Annotated in this window: 21 protein-coding genes; 10 read left to right on the plus strand and 11 right to left on the minus strand. The window is 63.1% G+C overall.

Annotated features, from left to right (window positions below):
• Nucleotides 1-31: 31 nt before the first annotated feature.
• Nucleotides 32-400 (plus strand): winged helix-turn-helix transcriptional regulator, encoded by a 369-nt coding sequence (locus tag AC0ZT5_RS14330; protein WP_167392347.1) that lies wholly within the window; start codon nt 32-34, stop codon nt 398-400.
• A 253-nt stretch (nt 401-653) separates the two neighbouring features.
• Here AC0ZT5_RS14330 and AC0ZT5_RS14335 read toward each other — a convergent pair whose 3' ends face one another.
• On the minus strand, nt 654-1,049 hold the full coding sequence (locus tag AC0ZT5_RS14335) for an acyl-CoA thioesterase (RefSeq protein WP_095090906.1): 396 nt from the start codon (nt 1,047-1,049) through the stop codon (nt 654-656).
• Between the two features lie 91 nt (nt 1,050-1,140).
• Nucleotides 1,141-2,082 carry a phosphoribosylaminoimidazolesuccinocarboxamide synthase gene (locus AC0ZT5_RS14340; RefSeq protein WP_488496965.1) on the minus strand — a complete coding sequence of 314 codons (942 nt, stop codon included), beginning with the start codon at nt 2,080-2,082 and terminating at the stop codon, nt 1,141-1,143.
• 202 nt (nt 2,083-2,284) lie between these two features.
• Between AC0ZT5_RS14340 and AC0ZT5_RS14345 the strand changes: the two genes are divergently transcribed.
• From AC0ZT5_RS14345 to AC0ZT5_RS14355, 3 genes are read left to right on the plus strand one after another with little or no spacing between them, the layout of a single operon-like run.
• Nucleotides 2,285-3,901 carry a GMC family oxidoreductase gene (locus AC0ZT5_RS14345; RefSeq protein WP_488496966.1) on the plus strand — a complete coding sequence of 539 codons (1,617 nt, stop codon included), beginning with the start codon at nt 2,285-2,287 and terminating at the stop codon, nt 3,899-3,901.
• Entirely contained in the window at nt 3,898-5,109 is a 1,212-nt protein-coding gene (locus AC0ZT5_RS14350) for a mandelate racemase/muconate lactonizing enzyme family protein (RefSeq protein ID WP_488496967.1), read from the plus strand. The genes AC0ZT5_RS14345 and AC0ZT5_RS14350 overlap by 4 nt, the downstream gene beginning before the upstream one ends.
• Nucleotides 5,106-6,023: an NAD(P)-dependent oxidoreductase gene (locus tag AC0ZT5_RS14355; RefSeq protein ID WP_488496968.1), complete on the plus strand. Its 918-nt coding sequence runs from the start codon at nt 5,106-5,108 to the stop codon at nt 6,021-6,023. Before AC0ZT5_RS14350 ends, AC0ZT5_RS14355 begins: the two co-directional genes overlap by 4 nt.
• Nucleotides 6,024-6,103: 80 nt before the next feature.
• On the opposite strand, the gene AC0ZT5_RS14360 is transcribed toward AC0ZT5_RS14355, so the two are convergent.
• On the minus strand, nt 6,104-7,042 hold the full coding sequence (locus AC0ZT5_RS14360; protein WP_488496969.1) for a diacylglycerol/lipid kinase family protein: 939 nt from the start codon (nt 7,040-7,042) through the stop codon (nt 6,104-6,106).
• An 844-nt stretch (nt 7,043-7,886) separates the two neighbouring features.
• Between AC0ZT5_RS14360 and AC0ZT5_RS14365 the strand changes: the two genes are divergently transcribed.
• The 4 genes from AC0ZT5_RS14365 (at nt 7,887) to AC0ZT5_RS14380 (ending at nt 11,160) form a co-directional block, all read left to right on the plus strand.
• Nucleotides 7,887-8,321 carry a DUF4383 domain-containing protein gene (locus AC0ZT5_RS14365; protein WP_095090901.1) on the plus strand — a complete coding sequence of 145 codons (435 nt, stop codon included), beginning with the start codon at nt 7,887-7,889 and terminating at the stop codon, nt 8,319-8,321.
• A 7-nt stretch (nt 8,322-8,328) separates the two neighbouring features.
• Nucleotides 8,329-9,459: a hypothetical protein gene (locus tag AC0ZT5_RS14370; RefSeq protein ID WP_488496970.1), complete on the plus strand. Its 1,131-nt coding sequence runs from the start codon at nt 8,329-8,331 to the stop codon at nt 9,457-9,459.
• Nucleotides 9,460-9,474: 15 nt separating this feature from the next.
• The gene (locus AC0ZT5_RS14375) at nt 9,475-10,473 is read left to right on the plus strand and encodes an alpha/beta fold hydrolase (RefSeq protein WP_488496971.1); all 999 of its coding nucleotides are present in this window, start codon (nt 9,475-9,477) and stop codon (nt 10,471-10,473) included.
• Between the two features lie 165 nt (nt 10,474-10,638).
• The gene (locus tag AC0ZT5_RS14380; protein WP_488496972.1) at nt 10,639-11,160 is read left to right on the plus strand and encodes a hypothetical protein; all 522 of its coding nucleotides are present in this window, start codon (nt 10,639-10,641) and stop codon (nt 11,158-11,160) included.
• Nucleotides 11,161-11,244: 84 nt separating this feature from the next.
• Here AC0ZT5_RS14380 and AC0ZT5_RS14385 read toward each other — a convergent pair whose 3' ends face one another.
• The 3 genes from AC0ZT5_RS14385 to AC0ZT5_RS14395 form a co-directional block, all read right to left on the minus strand.
• Nucleotides 11,245-11,868 carry a hypothetical protein gene (locus AC0ZT5_RS14385; RefSeq protein ID WP_488496973.1) on the minus strand — a complete coding sequence of 208 codons (624 nt, stop codon included), beginning with the start codon at nt 11,866-11,868 and terminating at the stop codon, nt 11,245-11,247.
• A 117-nt stretch (nt 11,869-11,985) separates the two neighbouring features.
• The gene (locus AC0ZT5_RS14390; RefSeq protein ID WP_488496974.1) at nt 11,986-13,608 is read right to left on the minus strand and encodes an FAD-binding oxidoreductase; all 1,623 of its coding nucleotides are present in this window, start codon (nt 13,606-13,608) and stop codon (nt 11,986-11,988) included.
• A gap of 159 nt (nt 13,609-13,767) precedes the next feature.
• Nucleotides 13,768-14,010 carry a DUF1344 domain-containing protein gene (locus tag AC0ZT5_RS14395; RefSeq protein ID WP_095090895.1) on the minus strand — a complete coding sequence of 81 codons (243 nt, stop codon included), beginning with the start codon at nt 14,008-14,010 and terminating at the stop codon, nt 13,768-13,770.
• A 517-nt stretch (nt 14,011-14,527) separates the two neighbouring features.
• Between AC0ZT5_RS14395 and AC0ZT5_RS14400 the strand changes: the two genes are divergently transcribed.
• Nucleotides 14,528-14,950, plus strand: coding sequence for a YegJ family protein (locus AC0ZT5_RS14400; protein ID WP_488496975.1), 423 nt, complete (start codon nt 14,528-14,530; stop codon nt 14,948-14,950).
• A gap of 6 nt (nt 14,951-14,956) precedes the next feature.
• Here AC0ZT5_RS14400 and AC0ZT5_RS14405 read toward each other — a convergent pair whose 3' ends face one another.
• Nucleotides 14,957-15,925, minus strand: a complete 969-nt coding sequence (locus AC0ZT5_RS14405) for a hypothetical protein (protein ID WP_488496976.1) — start codon at nt 15,923-15,925, stop codon at nt 14,957-14,959.
• A 65-nt stretch (nt 15,926-15,990) separates the two neighbouring features.
• Nucleotides 15,991-17,049 carry a CapA family protein gene (locus tag AC0ZT5_RS14410; RefSeq protein ID WP_488496977.1) on the minus strand — a complete coding sequence of 353 codons (1,059 nt, stop codon included), beginning with the start codon at nt 17,047-17,049 and terminating at the stop codon, nt 15,991-15,993.
• 164 nt (nt 17,050-17,213) lie between these two features.
• On the opposite strand from AC0ZT5_RS14410, the gene AC0ZT5_RS14415 reads away from it, so the two are divergent.
• Nucleotides 17,214-18,470, plus strand: a complete 1,257-nt coding sequence (locus tag AC0ZT5_RS14415; RefSeq protein WP_488496978.1) for a hypothetical protein — start codon at nt 17,214-17,216, stop codon at nt 18,468-18,470.
• Here the strand turns inward: AC0ZT5_RS14415 and AC0ZT5_RS14420 are convergent.
• Genes AC0ZT5_RS14420 through AC0ZT5_RS14430 form a run of 3 tightly spaced genes read right to left on the minus strand, consistent with a single transcriptional unit; the run spans nt 18,467 to nt 23,020 of the window.
• The gene (locus tag AC0ZT5_RS14420; RefSeq protein WP_488496979.1) at nt 18,467-19,399 is read right to left on the minus strand and encodes a hypothetical protein; all 933 of its coding nucleotides are present in this window, start codon (nt 19,397-19,399) and stop codon (nt 18,467-18,469) included. The genes AC0ZT5_RS14415 and AC0ZT5_RS14420 overlap by 4 nt on opposite strands.
• Nucleotides 19,399-22,101, minus strand: a complete 2,703-nt coding sequence (locus AC0ZT5_RS14425) for a hypothetical protein (protein ID WP_488496980.1) — start codon at nt 22,099-22,101, stop codon at nt 19,399-19,401. Before AC0ZT5_RS14425 ends, AC0ZT5_RS14420 begins: the two co-directional genes overlap by 1 nt.
• A 49-nt stretch (nt 22,102-22,150) precedes the next feature.
• Nucleotides 22,151-23,020 (minus strand): protein-L-isoaspartate O-methyltransferase family protein, encoded by an 870-nt coding sequence (locus tag AC0ZT5_RS14430; protein ID WP_095091705.1) that lies wholly within the window; start codon nt 23,018-23,020, stop codon nt 22,151-22,153.
• Between the last annotated feature and the right edge of the window lie 96 nt (nt 23,021-23,116).

Raw genomic sequence — 23,116 nt, forward strand, 5'->3', positions numbered from 1 at the left:
CTGTCAACTCGCGGCGCAAGGAGGCACCTTTTTGTTACTGAGGAACCCGCTCAACACCGAAGATTGCCGCGCCGTTTCGGAAATCCTGCAGCGCGTCGGTGATAAATGGACCGTTCTGGTGGTCGGCAAGCTCGGCCAAGGACCGTTGCGATTCAATGAGTTACGCGCCGCTGTCGGCGGCATCTCGCAGAAGATGCTGACCACCACCTTGCGCGGATTGGAGCGTGACGGCTTCGTTACTCGCACCGTATTTCCGACCATACCGCCGCGCGTCGATTACGAGCTGACCGAACTCGGCCATGAATTGCTGATCCCGGTCAGCGCACTTGGCGAATGGGCGCGCGTCAACACCACGCGCGTGCGGGCAGCACGTGAAAAATTCGACGCGACACATGCCTGAAGCCATTGTATTAAAAAGGTTTTCGCCGATGGCTGCGCTAGCGACATTGCATTCCGCCGGCGGCTGTTGACCGGTTTCGGGTCTGGCTTTCAGACGAACGCCGTCAGCGGACAAGGGCAAACCCGCGGCGGTACCTGCCAGCGCGGCGTTCAGCAATCGTTGACTGATTGTCTTCGTTCATCAACAGACCGTGCGCGGCCCGTTTCGCGTCTGCCGCGAGTTCACCCGGCATGGCTGTGCGCCGAAGCCCCTATCAGGCTTCCGCCGGAACCGCCTTTGGCTTGCCCTCGCCATCCAGCGCCACCATGACGAAATCGGCATGGGTGACCTTCTCCATCAGGTCTGAGAGATAGCGCTGCGCCCAGGCTTCGACCTTGAGCGTCATCGAGGTGCGGCCGACACGCTCGACATGGGTGTAGATGCACAGCGTGTCGCCGATCTTCATCGGCTTGGCAAACGACATCTCCTTGACCGCCGCCGTCACCACGCGGCCCTTGGCGCGCTCGGCCGCACGGATGCCGCAGGCAAGGTCCATCTGCGCCATCACCCAGCCGCCGAAGATGTCACCGGCCGCGTTGGCATCCGAAGGCATGGCCAGCGTGCGCAGCGTCAGATCGCCGAGCGGCCGTCCTTCAGCGTAGTGCACCATGGGGGAAATCCTTCGAGGTCAATGCCCTCGATCCCGTACCGTTACGGCGCCGAGAGGTCAACGCGCCACCCACCGAAGTCTCGCTTGACCGCTAGAAGTAACGCTCGAGGTTCGAGCGAATGCGATCCAGGACGGTATGCCCAGAAAGGTCAGGAGAGAATTCTCTGCCCGTGATTGCCTCGTAAGCCTGCGCATAGACCCGCGATGCCTGCTCGACGATCTCGTCGGGTATGTCAGGTATCGGTTGGCTGTAAGGATCGCATCGCTCGGAGACCCAGGACCGGATGAAATCCTTGTCGAAGCTCTCCGGTCGACTGCCGCTGGCGAGGGCTTCCTCATAGCTCCCGGCGATCCAGTATCGGCTGCTGTCCGGCGTGTGGATTTCGTCGGCAAGGATTATGGTCCCGCCCTTGTCGGTCCCGAATTCGTATTTCGTATCGGCGAGAATAAGGCCGCGTTCGGCGGCGCGCTGTTGGCCGCGGGCGAATAGCTGCAAGGCATAGCCCGATACGGTATCCCACTGCGCTTGCGTGAGAAGGCCCTGCTCAAGGATCTCGGCCTTGGACAGCGGCTCGTCATGGCCACCGTGCAGGGCCTTGCTGGTCGGCGTGATGATCGGCTCTGCCAGTTTTTCATTGTCGCGCAGTCCGTCCGGCAGGGTCATTCCATACATGTCGCGATCACCGCGCCGGTACCTTGTCAGGATCGAGGTGCTGGTGGTTCCCGCCAGATAGCCACGCACGACGATTTCGACCGGCAGGATGTCCAGCCTTGTGCCGACGACGACGTTCGGGTCGGGATATTCGAGAACATGGTTCGGGCAGATATCGGCGGTTTCCTCGAACCAGTACCGCGCAGTCTGGGTGAGGATCTCCCCCTTGAACGGGATCGAGGTCAGGATGATGTCGAAGGCACTGAGACGGTCAGTGGCGATGATGATGCGCCTGCCGTCCGGCAGGTCGTAGTTTTCGCGGACCTTGCCGCTGTAGTGGCCCGGCAATTCGGGAATGAAAGCATCAGGCAAGGTGCGCATATGATTCCTGCCTTCCGCAGATTGGCTGATATCATCGCATAAGCTGTCGACCCCATGCATATCAAGCGTGATTGTCGGGATTCCCCGCAACTCGACCTGGCATCCCGGTCGCTTTTTTCACAACCGATGCCGGAAGGCGCGGCGACGCGGCGGACCCGCCGCGTCTAGGCTGTGGCCAGATTTCCGGAGCCGCCCACCAATCATGCAGACCTATGACTTCATCATCGTCGGCTCCGGCTCGGCCGGCTCGGTCCTGGCCGACAAACTGTCGGCCTCGGGGCGCTTTTCCGTGCTGGTGCTGGAAGCCGGCGGCACGGACCGCCGCTTCTACGTGCAGATGCCGCTCGGCTACGGCAAGACTTTCTTCGATCCGGCGGTGAACTGGAACTACAAGGCCGAGCCGGATCCAGGCCTCGCCGGCAATGCCGACCACTGGCCGCGCGGCAAGCTGCTTGGCGGCTCGAGCTCGATCAATGCCATGGTCTGGATCCGGGGCGCGCGCGAGGATTTCGATGCCTGGGCAGCCGCTGGCAACCCAGGCTGGGGCTATGACGATATCTTGCCGGCCTTCAAGGCGCTGGAGGACAATCAGGCCGGCGCCGACGCATGGCGCGGTGTCGGCGGCCCGCTGCATATCACCGACTGTTCGGACGCCGTCCACCCACTGACCAAGCGCTATCTCGCCGCCGGCCAGCAGGCCGGCCTGCCGCTCAACCCCGATTTCAACGGTGCTGCCCAGGAAGGCGTCGGCGTCTACCAGATCTCGACCAGGAACGGCCGCCGCATGTCGGCGGCGCGCGCCTTCTTGCGCCCGGCGATGAAGCGCGCCAACGTCCGCGTCGAGATGAACGCGCTGGCGACCCGGGTGCTGTTCGAAGGCAAGCGCGCCGTCGGCGTCGAATATCTGCAGAACGGCGAGACCAAGACAGCGCGTGCCGGGCGTGAGGTCATCCTGTCGGGCGGTTCGGTCAACTCGCCGCAATTGCTGCAGCTGTCCGGCGTCGGCCCCTCGGCGCTGCTCAAGGGGCTTGGCATCGCCGTCGTCCATGCCAACGGGAATGTCGGCGCGCATCTGCAGGACCATGTCGGCATCAACTACACCTTCAAGGGCAGGCTGCCGACGCTCAACCAGACGCTGCGTCCGTGGTGGGGCAAGCTCCTGGTCGGCATGCAATACATCCTGACGCGCTCCGGCCCGCTGTCGCTGTCGATGAACAATGCCGGAGGGTTCTTCCGCACCGACTCGGCGGCGACCCGCCCCAACATGCAGCTCTATTTCCAGGCCTTCTCGACCGTCATCCCGAAAAGCGGCGAGCGCCCCATCCTGACGCCCGACCCGTGGCCCGGCTTCTCCATCGGCCTGTCCAATTGCCGCCCGTCGAGCCGCGGCGAGATCATGATCCGTTCCAGCAATCCGCGCGACTATCCCCGGATTTCAGCCAATGCCTATTCGACCGAGGCCGACGTCGCCGAGATGCTCGACGCGGTGAAGTTCGTGCGCAAGATCGCCTCGATGCCGGCAATGGCCGAGATCATCAAGGAAGAGGTCCTGCCGGGCCCGTCGATCACATCCGACGCCGATCTGATCCAGGATTTCCGGAAGCGCTCGGGCACCGTCTATCATCCGGTGTCGACCTGCCGCATGGGCCCCGATCCCTCGCGCGCCGTCGTCGATCCGCGCCTCAAGGTGCACGGCATCGAGGGCTTGCGTGTCATCGACGCTTCGATATTTCCCGACAACATCACCGGCAACACCAACGCCGCCTCGATCATGACCGGTTGGAAGGGCGCCGAACTGGTTCTGGAGGACCAAAAATGAAAATCACCGACGTCAAGACCTGGGTTGTCGGCAACCCGCCGCCCGGCATCGGCGGCAAGTATTTCATCTTCGTCAAGCTAACCACCGATGGCGGTGTCGTCGGCTATGGCGAGGCCTACAACGCCACCTTCTCCGCCCATGTCACGGCGAAGATGGTCGAGGACATGGCCGAGCGCTATTTGATCGGCCGCGATCCGCACGACATCGAGAATTTCTTCCGCCGCGCCTATTCGTCAGGCTTCACCCAGCGCCCTGACGTGTCTGGCATGGGCTGCTTCTCGGCGCTGGAAATGGCCTGCTGGGACATCATCGGCAAGGAGGCCAACAAGCCGGTCTACAAATTGCTCGGCGGCCAGGTGCACGAGACGCTGCGCTCCTACACCTACCTCTACCCGCACACCGGCAGCGTCCACTCCGAGGATGCGCGCGGCAAGAACGTCTACAACGACCCCGATCTCGCCGCCGCCTGCGCGCTCGAATATGTCGAGCAGGGCTTCAATGCCGTCAAGCTCGATCCGGCCGGCCCCTACACCGCCTTCGATGGCCACCAGCCGCGCCTTGCTGACATCGATCTTTCCGCCCGCATGATCAAGGCGATCCGCGAGGCGGTCGGCACCCGCGCCGACATCCTGTTCGGCACCCACGGCCAGTTCACCGCCTCCGGCGCGCTGCGCATGGCCCGCGCCATCGAGCCCTATGATCCGCTATGGTTCGAGGAACCGGTGCCGCCCGACATGCCCGAAGTGATGGCGCAGGTGGCGCGAGGCACGTCGATCCCGATCGCCACCGGCGAGCGGCTGACGACCAAGTTCGAATTCGCCCGGGTCATCGAGAACCGAGCCGCGACCATCCTGCAGCCAGACCTCGGCCGCTCGGGCGGCATCCTCGAAACCAAGAAGATCGCCGCCATGGCCGAGGCCTACCATATCCAGGTCGCCCCGCACTGCTATTGCGGGCCGATCGTCGGCGCCGCCAACATCCAGCTGGCGGTGACGCTGCCCAACTTCCTCATCCTGGAATCGCTGAAGCAGTGGGACGGGTTCCACGCGACGCTGCTTACGAAGAAGATCGAGTGGCAGGACGGCAATGTCATCCCGTCGAAGGAGCCCGGCCTCGGCGTCGAGCTCAACGAAGCGGTCTGCGATGCGCATCCCTACACTGGCAAGGAACTGCATCTGCAGATGATGCAGACGCCGCTGATGCCGTGAGCGAAAGCTACGCCTTCATCGGCCTTGGCCATCTCGGCGGCAATCTTGCCGCCAGCCTGATCCGCAACGGCTTTGCGGTCACCGTCTTCGACCGCGACCCCATCGCCGTCGAGCGCCTCGTCGCGCTCGGCGCGGCCGCTGCCGACAGTACCGCCGAAGCCGCCGCTAAAGCCGGCAACGCCATCACGTGCCTGCCCTCGCCCAAAGTCAGCGAAGCGGTGCTAGCCGGTCTAGGCGGCTTGTTAGAGGGCCTGCCCGAAGGCGGCACCTGGATCGAGATGTCGACCAACGGCCGCGACGAGATCGTGCGTCTGGCTGCCCTCGCTTCGGCCAAGGGCATCGAAACGTTGGAATGCCCCGTCACCGGCGGCGTGCATCTGGCGGCTGTCGGAAAAGTTACCGCACTGGTCGGTGGCGATGCAGCACTTTATGCGCGCCATCGCCCAGCAATCGAAGCGATGTGCGCGAAGTCGTTCCTGATGGGTCCGGTCGGCTCGGCGGCGGTGATCAAGGTGATCACCAACATGCTCGCCTTCATCCATCTCGTCGCCGCCGGCGAGGCCTTGATGCTGGCCAAGCAAGGTGGGCTCGACCTCGCCCAATCCTACCACGCCATCGTTGCCTCCTCCGGCAACAGCTTTGTCCATGAGACCGAAAGCCAGCTCATTCTCAACGGCTCCTACGACATCGGCTTCACCATGGACCTAGCGCTGAAGGATCTCGGCTTCGCGCTGGCCATGGGCGAACAGTCTGGCGTGCCGCTCGAGCTGGCATCGCGCGTCAACGCGATTTTTGAGCAAGGCCGGGAAGCCTATGGCGGCGCCGCGTGGTCGACCCAGATCGTCAAATTGCTGGAAGATGCCGTTGGCACTGACCTGCGCGCTCCCGGTTTCCCGTCTAAGCTCGAAGTCTGATACCAGGCAAGAAATCAAGCGATTTCAGTTGGTTGTACCCACCTCCGGATTCACCTGAATCGATCTGTTAACGACTTGATTCAATATCTGAGCGTCAGCGCGCCGGGCAGGATCTCGAAGGTCGCCGGTATGCGTCCCGGCGACTCGCCATCTATGTCGACCAATGCGCCGTTTTTGTCGACATCGCCGAGCGGCTCGACCACCACTTTCCTGCCGCGCAGGATGGTGATCGCCGGATGGTTGCGGTGCCGACCGCCATAGAGCAGCCGGATGTCCCAGATCAACTTCAGCTTGCCGGCGGCGCGCAGGATCACGATGTCGAACTGCCCGTCGGCCAGTTCCGCATCCGGCGCGATCATCATCCCACCGCCGAAGAACTTGCCGTTGGCGACCGCCACCAGCGCCATGCGCGCCTCGACCGGCGTGCCGTCGTCGACGGTGATCCTGACATGCTGGAAGCGGTAGCGGATGAACTCGACCACGGTGCGCCACAGGAACAGCGACTTCGCCGACATCTTGCCCTTGCGCTTGTCGGCATTGACGGCGCGATCGGTGGCGCCCGACAGGCCTAGGCTGGCGATGTTGATGAAATGGCGGCTGGCCAGTGCCCCATGGTCGTCGATGTAGCAAATGCATCCGGCATCGACTTTCCGAGGCTTGGCCTCCGCGAGCCGCTTCACCACCGCATCCACCTCTTTCGGCAGGCCGAGCCCGCGCGCGAAATCGATGCCGGTCCCGCACGGCAAGAGGCCAAGCTCGGTTGTCCTGCGGCCTTCCTTGGACGCCTGCAGCAGCCCGTCGGCCACGTCGCTGGCAGTGCCGTCACCGCCGGCCGCGATCACCAGGTCGAAACCGTTTGCCGCGAGATCGAGCGCCAGCCTTTCGGCATCACCTTCGGCCTGCGTCTCACGCAGCTCGAATTCGCCGAAATGCCTTTTCAGCGACGCGGCGACCTCCGGCCAATGCCGTTTCAACCGGCCGCCACCGGCAATCGGATTGAGGACCACCCCGACTTTCAAGCACACCCTCCCGCAAGGACATCAAGGCGCCCGGCGCCTCGACTCCTTTGCCGGCATTGAAACCCGCGCCCGCCGACAGGGCAAGGGCGAATGTCCACCGCTGCCGCCCGTCACGGCGGACCGGAAAATCCGCTGTCCTTGATTGATCCCCGATAATCCCGCTATCCACAGGCCTGCCGCAGTGTCGCCGACCACTTACCCGGCGTACATTGAACCCATCTCAGGCGGCTACCGATCGCCCAGCCGAAAGGCGAAGTGAAAGGCGGATTTCCTGAGGCCCGTACGGCCCTGAGCGAGAGCAGGCTTGCCTGCTGGAGGGACGGATGCCGAGACCTACGGGGCCGCGGAAAGCGTGCCAACGCCGACGGCGGACCGATGCTGCCATGAAGGACGGCAAAAACCTTCGATGGTGCGCAGGGCAAAGCCCGCAAGGGCGGAGACCGGCGTGGTCCCGAACGGGCGCTGCTCTCGGGTGGCGGGCTGGCAGGACCGTCAAAATCAAGGCCGGCATGGCGCAACGACTTTACGGAAGTTGCTGCCGCGACCGTGTCCTGATCTGACAGGGAGGCGCTGGGAGAGATCCCGGCGCCGACTGTTGTTTTTGGCTATCCCCTACAATTTTTACGCTGTTTCCGGATATGACTGCAACCGGCGCTGAAATCAGCTAACGTTCGGCGTCGTCGGAGTCCGTTTGATAACGCGCTCTGCAGAGGCGTACGGCGTGGGTTTCGAGAACCGAAGCGCAGCGGACATATGGGTCCGTGAGCATCGGAAGTGCAGAAAACTGCGTCAGGCGTCCGGCAGAGTTAGCGTTAGCGAATGGCTCCCTGAAGGGGGATACTTCATGACGTTGATCCAGAAGCTTGCCGTTGCCTATGCGTTCCTGTTCTTCGGCGTCGTCGCCATCGGCTACATACCGGCGTTCAACGATGCCAACGGCAATCTGTTCGGCCTGTTCTCGCTGCAATGGTACGACGACCTGCTGCACGCCTTCTCCGGCGTCTGGGCGCTGGCCGCCGCCTTCATCTCACACCGCCAGGCGGTGTTCTATTTCAAGCTGTTCGGCTCGGTCTATCTGTTCGACGGCGTGCTTGGCCTGATCACCGGTTCGGGCTGCCTCGATGCCGGCATCTTCATCAACGGCTTCCGCTCCCTCAACGATATCGAATTCCCGGCCCGCTTCTTCGCCAACCTGCCGCACATCGTCATTGGCGGCTTCGCCGTCTATGTCGGCTTCTGGCTGTCGAAGCGCATACACGACCACTTCGCCACGGCCTGATCCGGCCATGTTCCTGTTTCGCTGGCTGAAGCGCATCATCAAGACGATCCTGTGGCTGATCGTCATCATCGTCCTGATCCCGATCGTCGGGCTGAGCTATGGCTTCCTGACGACGTCGTCACTCGACAAGGCGCCGCTGCCCGGCATTGCCGACGGCGCGCCGCCCAAGGCGCTGGCCGACAAGGTTCGCGCCGAAATCCCCGGCTATCAGCGGCCGGAGGAATCGACCTTCCTCACCTACCCGGAATGGGCGATCGTCTACGCCGCCCGCGAATATGCCGGCTTCGTTGACAAGAACCAGCCGAGCGGCTTTCCCTATTGGTCCTACGTCGGTCGCTTCTGGCAGGACTACGCCATGGTGATCCGCGCCAGCTCTGCCTACAATTTCAACTTCGCCAACCACCAGATGCTGGTCATCATCGGCACCAGCCACAGCATCGAACATATCCTGCAATGGGTCTATGAGAACACGGTCGGTCGCGTCACCGAGGCGACCGCCGGCAAGCGCACCGCCGCCGACATCTATCAGGCCAAGGTGGCTGCCGACTATGCCGCTTTCCTCCACCAGGTGCCTTGGTATCAATTTCCCTATAGCGAGAAGCGCGCCGGCCTGTTTGCCGTGCAGCCGGCGCCAGGCGACAGTTCCATCCGCACCAGCGAGCGCAAGCTTGCCTTCGGCCTTGCCGACACCATCAAGCAGGCCTACGCCGACCTGATCAAGCAGGCACTCGCAGCCACATCCCCACCAGCCTTCCTCGACATCCATGTCTGGGCCAAAGGGCCGGTCGGAGAAGCGACGCGCAACGAGCCCGATACCTTGCTGGAGCGCGACTACGGCGCCGACGGCGCTGTCTTCGTCACCAAGCGCTACCAGGTCTTTACCGAGATGATTCCGCGCCTGATCGACAAGGGCGTCTCCTTCGTCGAAATCGGCGGCAGTGACGAGATCATGGTCACCGTGCTTTCGACGGACTCCATCGCTGTGCCCGAAGGCATCCGCATCCTGTTCAGCTATCCGCTACCGGCTGACCCGTCGACGCGCCGCACAGGGCTGACCGTCGCCGTGCGCAAGCTGCATCTTGTGCTGCCGGCTCTGATCAAGTCAGGCGCCAGGCTTGAACATGTCTATGACTATTGAGACGATAGCCGGGCAATGCGCAGACTGATCCGCATCGTCGGCTGGCTTACGCTCACGCTGGTCGCGCTCATTGTGGTCGTGCTTGTCGGCTTTCGCGGCGCGGCGGCGCTGCGAGAGAACCTGTCACCCGAGGAGGCAGCTCCGAGGGGAGCGCTGTTTGCCACCGTCGATGGCCTGAAGATCCACTACCAGGTTTGGGGACCGCAGGACGGGCCGCCGCTGCTGCTGTTCCACGGCACGGCCTCCTGGGCCGAGACCTACCGCGATATCGCCGCGCCATTGGGAGAACAGGGCTTTCGCGTCATAGCGCCCGACATGCCTCCCTTTGGCTATTCGCAAAGACCGGCCGACCAGGACTATTCGCGCGCTGCCCACGCAAAACGCGTCCTCGGTTTCGCCGACGCGCTCGGCCTCCGCCATTTCAGCGTCGGCGTCCATTCCTATGGCGGCGGTGGCGTGATCGAAGCCGCCTTCGAGGCTCCGGATCGCATCGACGCTCTGATCCTGCTCGACGTCGCACTTGGCCTCGGCCGGACCGATGCGCCGACAATGCCATTTGCCGCTGTCCTGAACCTGCGATGGCCTCGCGAACTGCTCACTGCCTCGACCTTCACCAACCCGCTCATGGTCGGACCGGGTCTGCGCTCTTTCATTGAGAACGACGACGTGGTCACGGCTGAACGCATCGCGATCTACGCGCGGCCCCTCAATGTCGAAGGCACCACCGATGCGGTCGGCCATTGGCTGTTCAGCGGCCTGTTCAACGACGAACGAAAATCCCTTGCCGCCAACCCCGCGAACTATCGCACCTTCACGCCGCCCGTCCTCGTCATCTGGGGGCGAGACGATACGACCACGCCCCTGGCACAGGGTGAAGAGATTGCCGCGTTTTTTCCGCACGCCGAACTGGCGGTTCTCGATGGCGTCAACCACATCCCGCAGGTCGAACGCCCGCACGACGTGGTGCGGCTGATCGCGAATTTCCTCAAACGAATCTTGCCGGCCACTCGATAGATCGACGGTTCGGCGCTCCGCCACGCTCATTCCACAATCGCGGCCAAATCCCGCCTTGTTCGCGGGCGATGGATTGTTGCACGTCGTCCAAAAGCGGAAACCGGGTTTGGGACCGCGATATGCAACGAAATGGGCTGCCGGGGGGCATCTCGAAGGGACAAGACCGTGATCAAGACCGCCCTTGTCGCCATGACCATTGTCGGCTGCGACTGCGACGCCAAGCTTTGCGAGTATATTGGCGAGACGCCGGCCAAGTGGTCGACGATTGCCGAATGCGAAGCGGCGATGAAGAGCCAGATGCTGCACGAGCGCAATTTCAACTATCCGCTCATCTCCGGCATCTGCCGCGCCAAGGGTTCGTCGTCCTCCTCGCAACTGGCCGCGACCGCGTCGCGCCCGGAGCTGAAGCCCGCCAGCAGGGTCGTTGAAACCGAAAGCCCGCTGCCGCCGGAATTGAGCCGCCGACCGAGCGTCCCGGTCGGGTCGCCGACGACGGCCGTGGAAGCGGAGGCCGCCCGGCCCGTCGCCTATGAACAAGTGGTCGATGGCGGAACCGGCGTGCTCTATCGCACGAAGAACGGCTACGCCGTGGTCAAGACCGATCTTGGCCGCGCCGTGTCGGCGACCGCCGATGCGGCGAAGCGGTCGGCTAACTGGCTGGCCGGACTGGTACCGAAGGGCCTGTAGCGCAATTCGAGGGCAAGTGTGAAGCGGTCTTCCCGGGAAAGCGCGTAGCGCTTTCCATTAGGGAATTGCGTCGAAACAACGCCCTTACAGCTTGACCTTCAGGCTCTGCCAGAACTTGTCGATCAGCGGCTTTTCGGTGGCCGCATCCTCGCGGGCAACGCGGGTGATGAACAGCAGCCCCTGATCGGCGTGGCCGAAGCCGACGATCTCGAAATCGGCGGTGTCGGTGCGTGTCTTCACCTTGGCGAGAATGCCGGTCAGTTCCTTGCCGTCGGCGAGCTTGCGCGTCGTCGGCTCCTGCGTCAGCGTCGCACCGGCCTGCACCGATTCCTTGGTCATCTCCTGCAGCATCAACTGGTTGAGCGACACCGGATTCATCTCGCCGTATTCCTGCACGACGACGATCGTGCCCAGCGCCGACGCCATCAGATACTGCGTGATGTTCTCGCCGAGATCGGTTTTGGTCACCGAGATGTCGCTCGGATGGACGAAGGAGAAACTGCCACCGGAAAAGGTGGCGAAGTCGTTGCGCTCGAGCGTCACCTTGCTCTGTTTGCCGCCGGGCAGCGTCACATCTGTGCTTTCGCCGGGATCGATATCGACCGTCACGCCGTCGATCGTCAGCTTGAAAGCCTTGAGATCCTCGGCTTGGACCGGTCCAGCGCACAGCGCGATGAGGGTGAGTGCCGCCGCTGATACCATCCGCATTGGTTGTTCTCCTGACATTTGCATGTCGCCCAAAAGTGGCCCCGGTTTTGGGGCAACGACATGCAATCAACAAATGAGTAAAGCGCGTCGCCGGATTCCGTGTCGACGCGACGCGCTCTACACCATCCCGCTCAAGGCCTTGATGGCACGGTAGAAGGTCGAGGAAAACAGTTCCGTCGGGTCATATTGCCGCTTCTTCGCCAGGAAGGCCGGCAATTCTGGATAGGACGCCAGCAATTCCCTGGCCGTGTAGTGCAGCTGGTAGGGCAGGAAGAACCGACCGCCATGCTTGATCGTCACGTCGATCAGCGCCCGCGTCAGCGCCCGCATTTTCGCATTGCCGTCGGCATCGGTCGGCTGGTTGATGTAGAGCACCAGCGAATAGGCCGGCTCCGGCGCATAGGTCAGCGCGATATCCTCCTTGTGGACGATGCGCACCGAGGCATTGAGCACCGGCAGCTTCTGGTTGCGCAGGATTTCGCGCGCTTCGGCGATGAACTCGACATAGGCGGCGCGCGGAATAAAATATTCGTGCAGGATGTCGGTCTCATCCATCAGGTCGTTGAACAGATAGGGCACCGAATCATGCATCGGGTTGTTGCGGGTGACGAGACAGGCCTCGCCTTCGGCCATGGCTGAGGTGCGCGCCACCGTGCAGCTTTCGAATTTCGGTTCCAGTGTCTTTTCGGTGAACCACTTCAACTCCTGGAACAGGCTGCCCCATTTCGCCAGATTGATGAGCACCCGCTTCAGCCCCACCGAACCCGGCTCGCCGATCTCTGGCTGGTCGGCCGGCGGCTGGTCGGCCACCTTGTCATAGCGGTAGACGATCATGTCCTCGAGGAAATTGCCCGGCGCCGTCGACAAATGGCCATAGAACAGGCCGATCTCCTTGTTCGGTTCCAGCACGTCGGCGAAGAATTTCGGGAAATCGTCCGATTTGATGATCTCGCGCGAGGTGCGGTAGACCGTGTTGTCGACGATATCGAGCGTCGCCTCCAGCACCACGCCGAACAGGCCGTAGCCGCCGACGACGTGGCGGAACAGTTCGATGTTTTCGGTCGGCGAGCAGGTTGTCACCGAACCATCGGCCAGCATCACCCGCATTGAGCGGATCGAGCCGGCAACTGAACCTGCCTGATGGTCCATGCCATGCGCGTTGACCGACAGCGAGCCGCCGACCGAGAAGATGTCGGTCGACTGCATCGCCTTCACCGCGAAGCGCGGATGCAAAAGGTTCTGGATGTCATGCCAGCGCGCGCCCGGCTGCAGGGTCATGGTCTTCGCCGAGGCATCCACGGTGACCTTGTTGAACTTTCTGAGGTCGAGCACCAGCGCGTTGTCGTCGAAGGCGTGCCCACCCATTGAGTGGCGGATGGCCGCCAACGAGACTTTCAGCCCGTTGGCGCGCGCGAAGGCCAGCGCCTTGGCGATGTGGTCTTCCTCGCTGACCTCGACCACGCCATAGACCGGCGTCTTCGACAGGCCGCTGGCATCGTTGATGTCGCCGCCTTTTGCCGACCAGGGCAGCGAAGGATCGAAGGCCGGCGGGCTGGCAATCGGCTTCAGCGGCAGTGCGATGCCATCGACGTCGGCGATCCGTCCGGCGTTCTTCGGTCCCGAAGGCCCTCGCGCCAGCCGCGCCACCGTGGTGCCGCCCCACAGCACCGCGCCGCCGAAGACAGCCGCACCCAGCAGCAATCGCCGCGACAGGCGAAACCCTTGTTGTTCCTCGGCCATGGATATCCCCCCGTTGGCCAAGGGATAGCGCGGCGCTTTGGCAAAAACCATAGCAGTACATGGCGGAGCCGTGGCTTTGTTACGGCATCAAGAGTTGCGCTGCCCCTCATCCGCCTGCCCGGCGATGAGGGACAGCGCCCTACCCATCAGAGATTGGACTTACGAAGACTTCTTGATCGACGTCACCATGCCGGTCTTGTCATCGACCGTCACCGCCACCTTGGCGCCGACCTTCAGTTTGCCGACCGCCGCTTCCGGCGACAGCTGGTAGATCTTGCCGTCGTCGAGAGTGATCGACTTGGTCGTCGGATCGACCGACTGGATGGTGCCCTGAACGGTCGCGGCATAGGCCGTGCCGAGGAAGGCGAGCAGGGCGGCGGTGGTTGCGAGGGTCTTCTTCATCGGTAAGCACTCCGTGCTGTTTCGGTTTTCCGGGCTGCCGTCTTAAGCAACGACAGCACCGAACGGCCTGAAACTGAAACGGAAAGCTCCTCCTCCGCAAATCACGTTGGGTGAATTTTCGCAAACAATATCATAGGCTTAATTCCGACACATTGCCTGCCGTCGATGCAGCTTCTGGCCGCTTAGTCTCCCCCCGACAAGTGCACTTCTTTCCACGAAAAGAGTCACTTGGCTGATTGTGGCGGGAAGCTTTCGATCACCACGCTGCAGCCGCAATCCACCTCGGGCGGCATCACGAAACAGACTGCTGACCGGTCATCGGTACAAATTTTGTTTCAAGGATCAGTTCAAACCGCCTCCTAAAGCGGATGAAACTCGCGCTCCGGTTGCAATCCGGGAATGGATGCAGGATGGTGTCGACCGTCGCGATGAAGGGGGCCTTCCATGAAGCTTGCAGTCCGGACCATGATATCCCTGATGCTGGCGTTTGCTCCGGGATTGGGCCGGCGCACAAGGCATGGATCCGGACGACGACAAGACGGTTATCTTTACTCCCGGCGATCCCGAAATGGCGGCAGCGACTGCGAAGGCACTCGCCAGCCTGGATGAATTCCTGGCTTTGTCCGAGGCTCCTCCCTCCGGCACGGATCGGTTCAAATTGAAGGTCAAGGTGCGGGACGGGAATGTCACCGAACACTTCTGGGTCATACCGTTCCGCCGCACCGAGACCGGTTTTGTCGGCATATTGGCGAACCAGCCCGAAGAGGTGCAGAGCGTCGTCCTCGGCCAGAACATAGAATTCACCAGGGACGATATTTCCGACTGGGGATACAAGCGCGGCGGGCGCCAGGTCGGTAGCTTCACTGTCTGTGTGATGTTCAAGAAAATGTCGAAAGAAGAAGCGGATTACATGCGCGACAAGTACGGCTTCGACTGCTGACAGCGATCAGCCGATCTCGTCCTTCGCGCCGATCTTGCGCACTAGTGCTGCCGTCGCCAGCATGGCGCCCATGTCCGCGATCATCGGCGCGACATGCCTGGTGTAGTCGAGCGGCACCGAGATAGCCGGCAGCTCGAAGAAATTCTTCGTCTGCGGCAGCAGCAGGAAACCGTCGCTGCCGTTGAGCGCGACGCGGGCCGGATCGTCTGGCCAGGTTTCGCCCAGCCATTTCAGCGCCTGCGCCAGCCGGCCGGTCACCAACGGCCGTGCAGCCTCGATGTTGTCGGTGCGGAATTCATAGGCGGCATCGAGTTCGGGCACACCGGACGACAAGTCCTGCATCTTGCTGGCGAACATGCCCCGGAAGAAGCCGACGACCGCATTGGTCCGACGCGTCGCCACCAATACCCCCGGGAACGGCTCGATCGCTTCGAAAGCGACGATGACACCCTTGAAGACTGTCGATGAATCCTTGCCCGACCCTACTCGCAGTTCTGCTTCGTAAAGCTCGAACGGAAACTCTTCGTAGCGGCCCGAAACGACATCGTCGAACGACTGCTTGTTGAAGGCGCCGACCGCCTCGCGTGGCAGCCGGTCGAAAGAGTTCGGCCTCCCTCCATGCTGGTAACTCATATCCGCAATGGAGCCGAAGATGATTGGCAGCAGCGTCTCGCGGAACGATTGCTGCAGCCGCGTCTCCGGTTTCATGGCCTGGAAGTAGAGTACGCTCGAAGCCACCAAGCCGATGCCATAGAGAAACACATGTGGTGTCGAGAACCATTGCTCGTTGGGGTCGGCGACCTTGTTGAACAACCAGGCGACCAGCGCCACGAACACCAGCACAACGCCGACGAACAGCGGCACCCGCCATCGCACCTGCCGGACCGCCGAAGCCCTCGCCGCCTCATAGGTCTCGATGTCTTTCCGGATGCCGGCCGTGACCGCCTCGCTCGGCATGAAATCCGCTGTTTCCATCGCCACCCCCGCAAGCCTGCCTCTGCCGGCGCATGATAGTCGGTTTTGCGGGTGCCGCCAGACGGTTAAGCGGTGACACCTTCTTCGCCTGGGGGAGAAGGGAAAATCGCCCGCAGCCGACCCTCCACCTTGCCGCGCACTCGCCCCTTCAACCCTTCCACCGGCAGCAGCCGCTCATGATCACCGGCGCGCAGCCGCACAAGGGGATGCAGATGGTAAGACGCAACAGTGCCGCGCGTGCCGGCATCGGTACTGACATCGACGATGAATATTCCTCCAATCCGCCCCGGCCATGGCTGGCGGGCAAGGGCCGTGCCGAGGAAATCGCCGAGCCCATAGGCGACGATCGTCTGGTCGATCCGGTCCACCGGTTGTACGACATGGGCGTGATGGCCGGCGATCAGCCCGACGCCCTGCCCGGCCAGCCGCCTGGCCAGCGCCTGCGTCTCGGCGCGCGGAAAATGCCGGAACTCCCAGTCCCAGTGCGGCACCGCGCAGAGAAGATCGACGGCATCGCGCGGCCAGTGCGCTGGATCGCTTTCCAACGACACGCGGCCGGCGAACAGGTTTTCATCGGCGTTGCGCCACAGCGTGAAGGCCGCGAAGCCGAAATTCAGCGGCCCGACCGCGAAGCGCTGGACGGGACCGCCGGCAGCCAGGCCGATGCTGCGGATACCGAGCCGCTCCAGCGCCGCCACCGTCGCGTCGAAACCGGCGACGCCCTGGTCGAGCACATGATTGTTGGCCAGCGACAGCACGAGCCTTTCGTGTGCGATGCCAACGGCCGCCAGCGCTTCGACCAGAAAGCGCTCGCTCATCGCATGGTGCGTGCCGAGTTTTGTCCCCAGCACCGCACTTGGTCCGTGAACGATTGGGCTTTCGCAATTGCCGATCACCAGGTTGGCAGAGCCGAGCAACGCCTTGATCGCCGGATCGCACTCCGGCGCGCCGCGGTTGGCCACCGCCGAGATGTCGCCGATGAAGGCGAGCCGCACTGACCGCTTCGGCGGCGGTGTCATCGTCGTCCCTGCCATCGGCGCGAAACCATTGGCATCACCGCCGAGCGAAGGCTTCAGAAAGCGCGGCAGCCACGACAGTTTGTAGGAAAGCGGATAGTTCGACACGCCCAAGCCCAATCGTTTGCCCTGTGTAGACCGTCGGGCTCGAGGGTTGAAGCGCATCCGTCGACAATCGTGCAACGATGGCGGCTGGCCGCCTCGGCGCTGACAGGCGCGGCGCCGCAAATATGTGTATGGTCGCGGGCGCGACCAACGGATGGGAGGAAAAGATGACACGAATGGCAAGCCTGCTGGCATCCGCTTTCATTCTGCTTGTGCCTTTGTCTTCCGCGCGCGCGGCCATGCCCGAAGCGGCAACCGCTTTATTCGAGGCCAAGACCGTGGCCGCGCGCGACACCGCCCTGGCAACGCTTGAGGCCGCCGCGCCTAAAGATCCGGCGTCAGCCTACGCTGCGGGCGCCGGCGAGTTCTTCACCGCGCTGGAACTGCTGGCCAGTGGCCTGCACCGCCATGGTTTCGAAAGCCCGCAATCCTTCATGCTGCCATTGATGCGGCTGCCGGTGCCGGACAATCCCAACCCAGAGCCGCTGACCTATGAGCAGTTCCGCGCCATTCTGGTCGGCTTCCGCGACCGGCTGGAGAAATCCGCCGCCACGCTGGGCTCGGTCCCGGCCGATGCCGATATCGGCATGGTGCTCGATCTCACCCATGTCGGCATCGACCTCAACGAGGACGGCGCGATCACGCCGGATGAGAGCATGGCCGCCATCATGGCCTCGCTGTCGCGCGGCGGCAGCGCGTCGGACGGAGCAGCACCCGTTCTCACCTTCCGCTTCGACCGCGCCGACGGCTATTGGCTGCAGGGCTACGCCGAATTCCTGATGGCGCAGGCCGATTTCTGGCTGGCGCATGATTTCAGGAGCACCTTCGACGGCTCATTCCATATGCTGTTCCCGCGCGCCAAACTGCCGTTGCAGGACATTCTCGTGCCGCCGAGCAGCGACATGGGCAGCAGCATCTTCTCGTCGGAATGGCGCATCGCCGATTTCATTTCGCTGGTGCATCTGGTCAATTGGCCGGTGGTCGAACCCGAGCGCCGGCAGGCGGCGCGTCGCCACCTGCTCGAAATGATCCGGCTGTCGCGCGAGGACTGGAAGGCGATCCGCGCCGAGACCGACAATGACCGCGAATGGCTGCCCGGGCCGCAGCAGAAGGGCGAGAACCATCTCACCGGCCTCGAAGTCGGCGAGGAGCAGGTCCAGGCCTGGCTCGCCACCTTGACCATGGCCGAGGATCTCCTGGAAGGCCGCTTGCTGCTGCCGCATTTCCGTATCACCGGCAAGGGCATCAACATGAAGCGCTTCTTCGACGAGCCAAAACCCTTCGACCTGGTGCTGTCGATCACCGGCCCGGCCATCGCGCCCTATCTCGAAAGCGGCAAGATCCTGACCAGCGAGGAATTCGACCAGATCCAGCGCCAGTTCGGCGGCGCAGGGTTCCTGACCTTTGCCTTGTGGTTCAACTAACGCGCAAATCCGTGCAGCCGGCCGAGCAACCATTGCAATGGATTGGCGACGAAAGCACGCGTAACGAAACTGTCGTGGGCGGCGTCCGAGGCAAGCAAGGCGACGGTCCCGGCTTCGAGCCGGCGCGGCGGATCCGAACTGGCCTCGATGCCCTGGCTTGCCAGCAACTGTCTGATCTCGGCATTGCCGGGGGCGGAGGATTGGCCATAGGCGCTGACGAAGAAGCTCTTCCTGTGGCGCGCGGCCCAGTTGGCGAAAATGTCGGCCTCGTCGAACACGGCGTCGAGCAGGATGACGCCGAGCAGGCGATCGCCGATGTCGCCATTCCCCAATACGAAGGCTGCAGGATTGTAGCCGCCGCTATAGGCGACGAGCACCACAGGCATGGCATCGAATTTTGCCGCCTTGGCGCCGGTCAACTTGCCCAAGCCTTCCGCTGCCTCGGCCATAAATCTCTCAAAATGACCGGGCGTCCAGAAATTGCCGGCGCTCGAATCCTGCGCGTTGCTGGCGAACTGCGGCGCCACCAGCACGGCGTTGAGGCCGGAGGCCTCGACCTGCGCGATAACCCTCTGGCGGCCGACGACATCGCGCTGCAAGGTCGCGCCATTGCCGTGGAAGAACACCACGATGACTGCCGGCCTGGTCGGATCGAACCCTCGTGGCGCCGCCAGCAGCGTGCTGCGGTCGGAATAGGTCTCGTCTTCCCAATAGACGCCGCCACGCGGCGAGGTGTGCCCGCGCCGGCCGTTTGATGTCACGTCGAGAAAAGGCCCGGATCCATCGGGCAGCTTTCCCCGGTAGGGAAAGGGCGATGTCTTGAACGGCACGATGGCCGATATGGCCTTGCGCAAGCGCGCGCCCTCGCCCGCGGCCGGGAACGCCGCCGCGGCCAGCAGTCCGGCGACGATGGCGCGCCGGTCGGGCATCAGGCCGCCACCAGCCGGATGGCTGGCGCCTTCGACGGCAACAGCACGGCAAAGAAGGCCGGGATGGCGACGAGATAGGCGATCGCCGCCCATTGCAGCACCGCGCTGAGGCCGAAGCTTGTGGCGACGATCGGCACGGCGGCCGAGCCAATCACCGAAAAGCAGCCGTTGATGCCCCAGGCCCAGACGAACAGATGCTCCTTGCCGAGCCGCGCCAGCCAGGTCATGGCGGTTGCCATCGGCATGCCCATCAGGAAGGCCGGTGGCGATACCAGGAGGAAGCAGAGCAGTAGCCGGACGGCATAGGGATAGGCACCAATCCAGTCGAGCACCGGCGACAGATAGAAGCCGTACGCCAGCAGCAGCACGCAGATCGCCAGCAGCACGACAGGCAACAGCGTCCGGGCGCGGTTGAAGATGCGCTCGGCAAACAGGCTGCCGAGACCGGAAAACACCAGCATCGACGAGATCAGCACCGAGGCCGACACGGTCGGATTGGCGAGCGCCACGGTGAAGCGGCTGATCAGCCCGACCTCGACCATGATGTAGCCGAGGCCCAGGCAAGCGAAATAAAGGATGGTGCCGAGCTTGCCACGCGAGCGCGAGAACACGATGCGCCAGCCGAAGATGACCGGCAACACCACCAGTGACGCGGCCGTGATGCAGGCGATGCCGAGCGTCGCCCAGATCAGCAGATAGCCCCAGTCGTCCTGGAACAGGTCGAGCCGGTCCAGCGTCAGCGGCAGGTCTGCGACCTTCACGTAAGCGGCGAAGTAGGGTTGGTCGTTGCTCAGCGGACGCACGTCGAAGACATAATCGCTGGCAAGCTTCGTCCAGCCGCCGGTCAAAAGCGCGTGCCAGGTCATGCGCTGCAGGGCGGTGGCCGGCAGCACGTCGGGGCCGGCATCGCCGCCAGTATCGGCGCAGGCATCGAGGGTCGGATCGGCCGGCGCTGTCGGGTCGCAGGCTGCGTTGGGAGCGGTCGGGTCGGCCGGCGCCGTCGCATTGGCGGCGGGTTGGGTCAGCGTCGCATCCTGTCCGCTGCCAAAGATCGAGGCGCGATAGTCGTCGAGGATCTTCTGCGCCGTCGAGCCGTCGTAAGGCATGCCGGGGTAGTAGACCTCTTCCCACGACATCGACTTGGTGTAGTCGCGCAGCGTCTTGATTTCCGCCGCGCTGAAGCCGCCGCGCTTGAACAGCACCGTGGTTGTCGAGAGATAGCTCGACACGGCGAAGATATCGTTGGCCGCACCTTGCGGATCGAACATCCGGGCCGCCTCGGCGATGGTGGAATAGAGCTTCAGCACCGATTTCGGCGGCTCTTCCTTGTTCCACAGGGTCACCGACAGCACGCCGCCATCGGCCAACGCATGCATGTAGCTCAGCATTGCCTCGTGCGTGTAGGCGTATTTCTCCGAGATGGCGAAGCCGCCCGGATTGGACAGGCCGACACTGTCGGCGAGGCTGAGGTCAATGACGTCGTAGCGCTCGCCGGTGTTGGCGAGGAACAGACGCCCGTCATAGTCGATCACCTTGAGGCGCGGCTCGGCCAGGATGTCGCCGGTCACATCCTTCAGCACTGGGTCGCGGAACGCCCACAATGTCATCGGATTGCCCTCGGCGACGGTCACCGAGGTCGACCCGGCGTTGAGCGCGGCTTGGGTGGAGATGCCGCCACCGAACTGCACGACGAAGGTTTTCGGCTTGTTCTTGATGACATAGGGATAGTGCATCGGCAGATAGCGGAAATAGACCTGCTCGGCCGGCGCCAGATTGCGCATGATGCCTTCTGGCCCATCGCCGTCGCGATACATGCCGACATAGGTGTTGGCCGGAACTTCGGGCATGCCGAAGGCAGCATTGTCGCTCAGGCCCGGCGCGAAATGCATGTAGGAGCTGGCATAGACCTGCAGGTCGCCAAACGGCGAGACGCTGCGGTAGATGCGCCTGCCGTCCGGGAAGTTGCGGGCATAGGCGACGCCCTTGTACTGCGACACCGCAATGTCGGGTATGCCGAGCAGGCCGGGCAGCATCAGGTACCCGGCGATTGACAGCGCCGCGACAACCGCGCCGGCGACAACACGCTTCCAGGCGCCGAAGGCGAAGAACCACAGCAGCGAACCGGCGGCCCACAACAGCAGTGGCACGATGATGATGGTTTCCGGCGAGAATAGATACATCGACACCAGCACGACGAGGCCGGCAAGCCCGGAGCCGGTGAGGTCGGCGAAATAGACCCGACTGAAGGCGGTGCGGCTTTTCAGGAAGACGATGCCGAGGAAGAACGCGCCGGCCAGGAACGGCAGGAGATAAAGCAGAAAATTGGCCAGCAGCCGCCATTTCTGCTCGGGATCGGAGACCAGGAAGATGGCGTTGAACGGCACCGTCTGGGCAGCAATGTTGGAGGCGACGGCGAGTGGGCCGACCAGCAGCAGTGCGGCTGTGGCGGCCCCTTGCCAGTGCCGGTCGAACCAGTCCTTGCCGGCGAAGATGACGACGCTGGACAGCGAGAAGCCAAGCATGGCGAGGCTGACCACGAGAGAACCGAAATGCGACCAGCTGCCGACGGCGAACACCCGCATGACCGATATCTGCAGCGCGATGATGGCGCCGGCAATCAGCCCGATTGCGAGGTAATGCGCGAGACCAGGCGCCTCCAGCGAGGCGATGCTTGGTCGGGAGATCGGTGCGACGGCTGCCATGCGGGCCTTTTTATCTGGCGATTCAGCAAGGCCTTACCAAGCGGCCAGCTCAGCTGTTGTGCGTGCCGACGATCTGGTCGCCTTCCATCTTGGTGAAGGGCACGAAAGGCACCACCTTGCCATTATAGATGTCCGAGCGGACGATGTTGAACGTGCCGTCGGCGAGCTGCTCTTTGATCACCTTGAGCACATGCTGGGCGCCTGGCGGACCGACCGGGATGACCATGACGCCATTCGGTTTGAGCTGCTGCAACAGCGATGGCGGAATGTGGTCGATGCCGCAGGTGACGATGATCTTGTCGAACGCCCCAACGCTTTCCCAGCCGTAATAGCCATCGGCGTTGCGGCTGGTGACCGAGCCGAACTCGCTGTAGCCGCGCTCGATCAGCGCGTCATAGGTGCGGCGGGTGCGCTGCGCCAATGGATTGATGATCTCGATCGTGTGCACCTTGTCGGTCAGGTTGGCCAGATAGGCCGACTGGTAGCCGGAGCCGGTGCCGATCTCGAGCACGGATTCGCCGAGCTTGACATCGATGGCCGTCGTCATGCGTCCAACCAGATGCGGGCCGGAAATGGTCACGCCATAGCCGATGTCGAGGAAGGCGTGATCATAGGCGCGCGCCAGATTCTGCGGCAGGACGAACTCCTCGCGCGGCGTCAACAGGAAGGCGCGCTTATTGCGGTCGTCCAGAACGTCCTTGTTGTAGACCATGATCTGGAAGCGATCGAAGCGCTCGGCCAGCAACTTCGGGTCCTCGCCTCGATTGGCCACCATCCACTCGATGAACGCCTTCTTGTCATTCACCGGCACTTCGGCGTTGCGATCATACGGCACCGGCACGCCAGCCCTTGCGGCGCCCGGAAGAATGGAAAATGCCGCCGCCCCCGCCGACAGCGTCAAGAAGTCCCGACGCTTCATTAAAAAGCCTCCAAAAGTGGCCTTTGCCACCTCAAACCCAAGCATTTCAATCCGATTGCACTGCCTCCCAAAACGAGTCAATGGCCGTCGAGGGGC

The organism is Mesorhizobium sp. CNPSo 4670 (genome assembly GCF_057784235.1).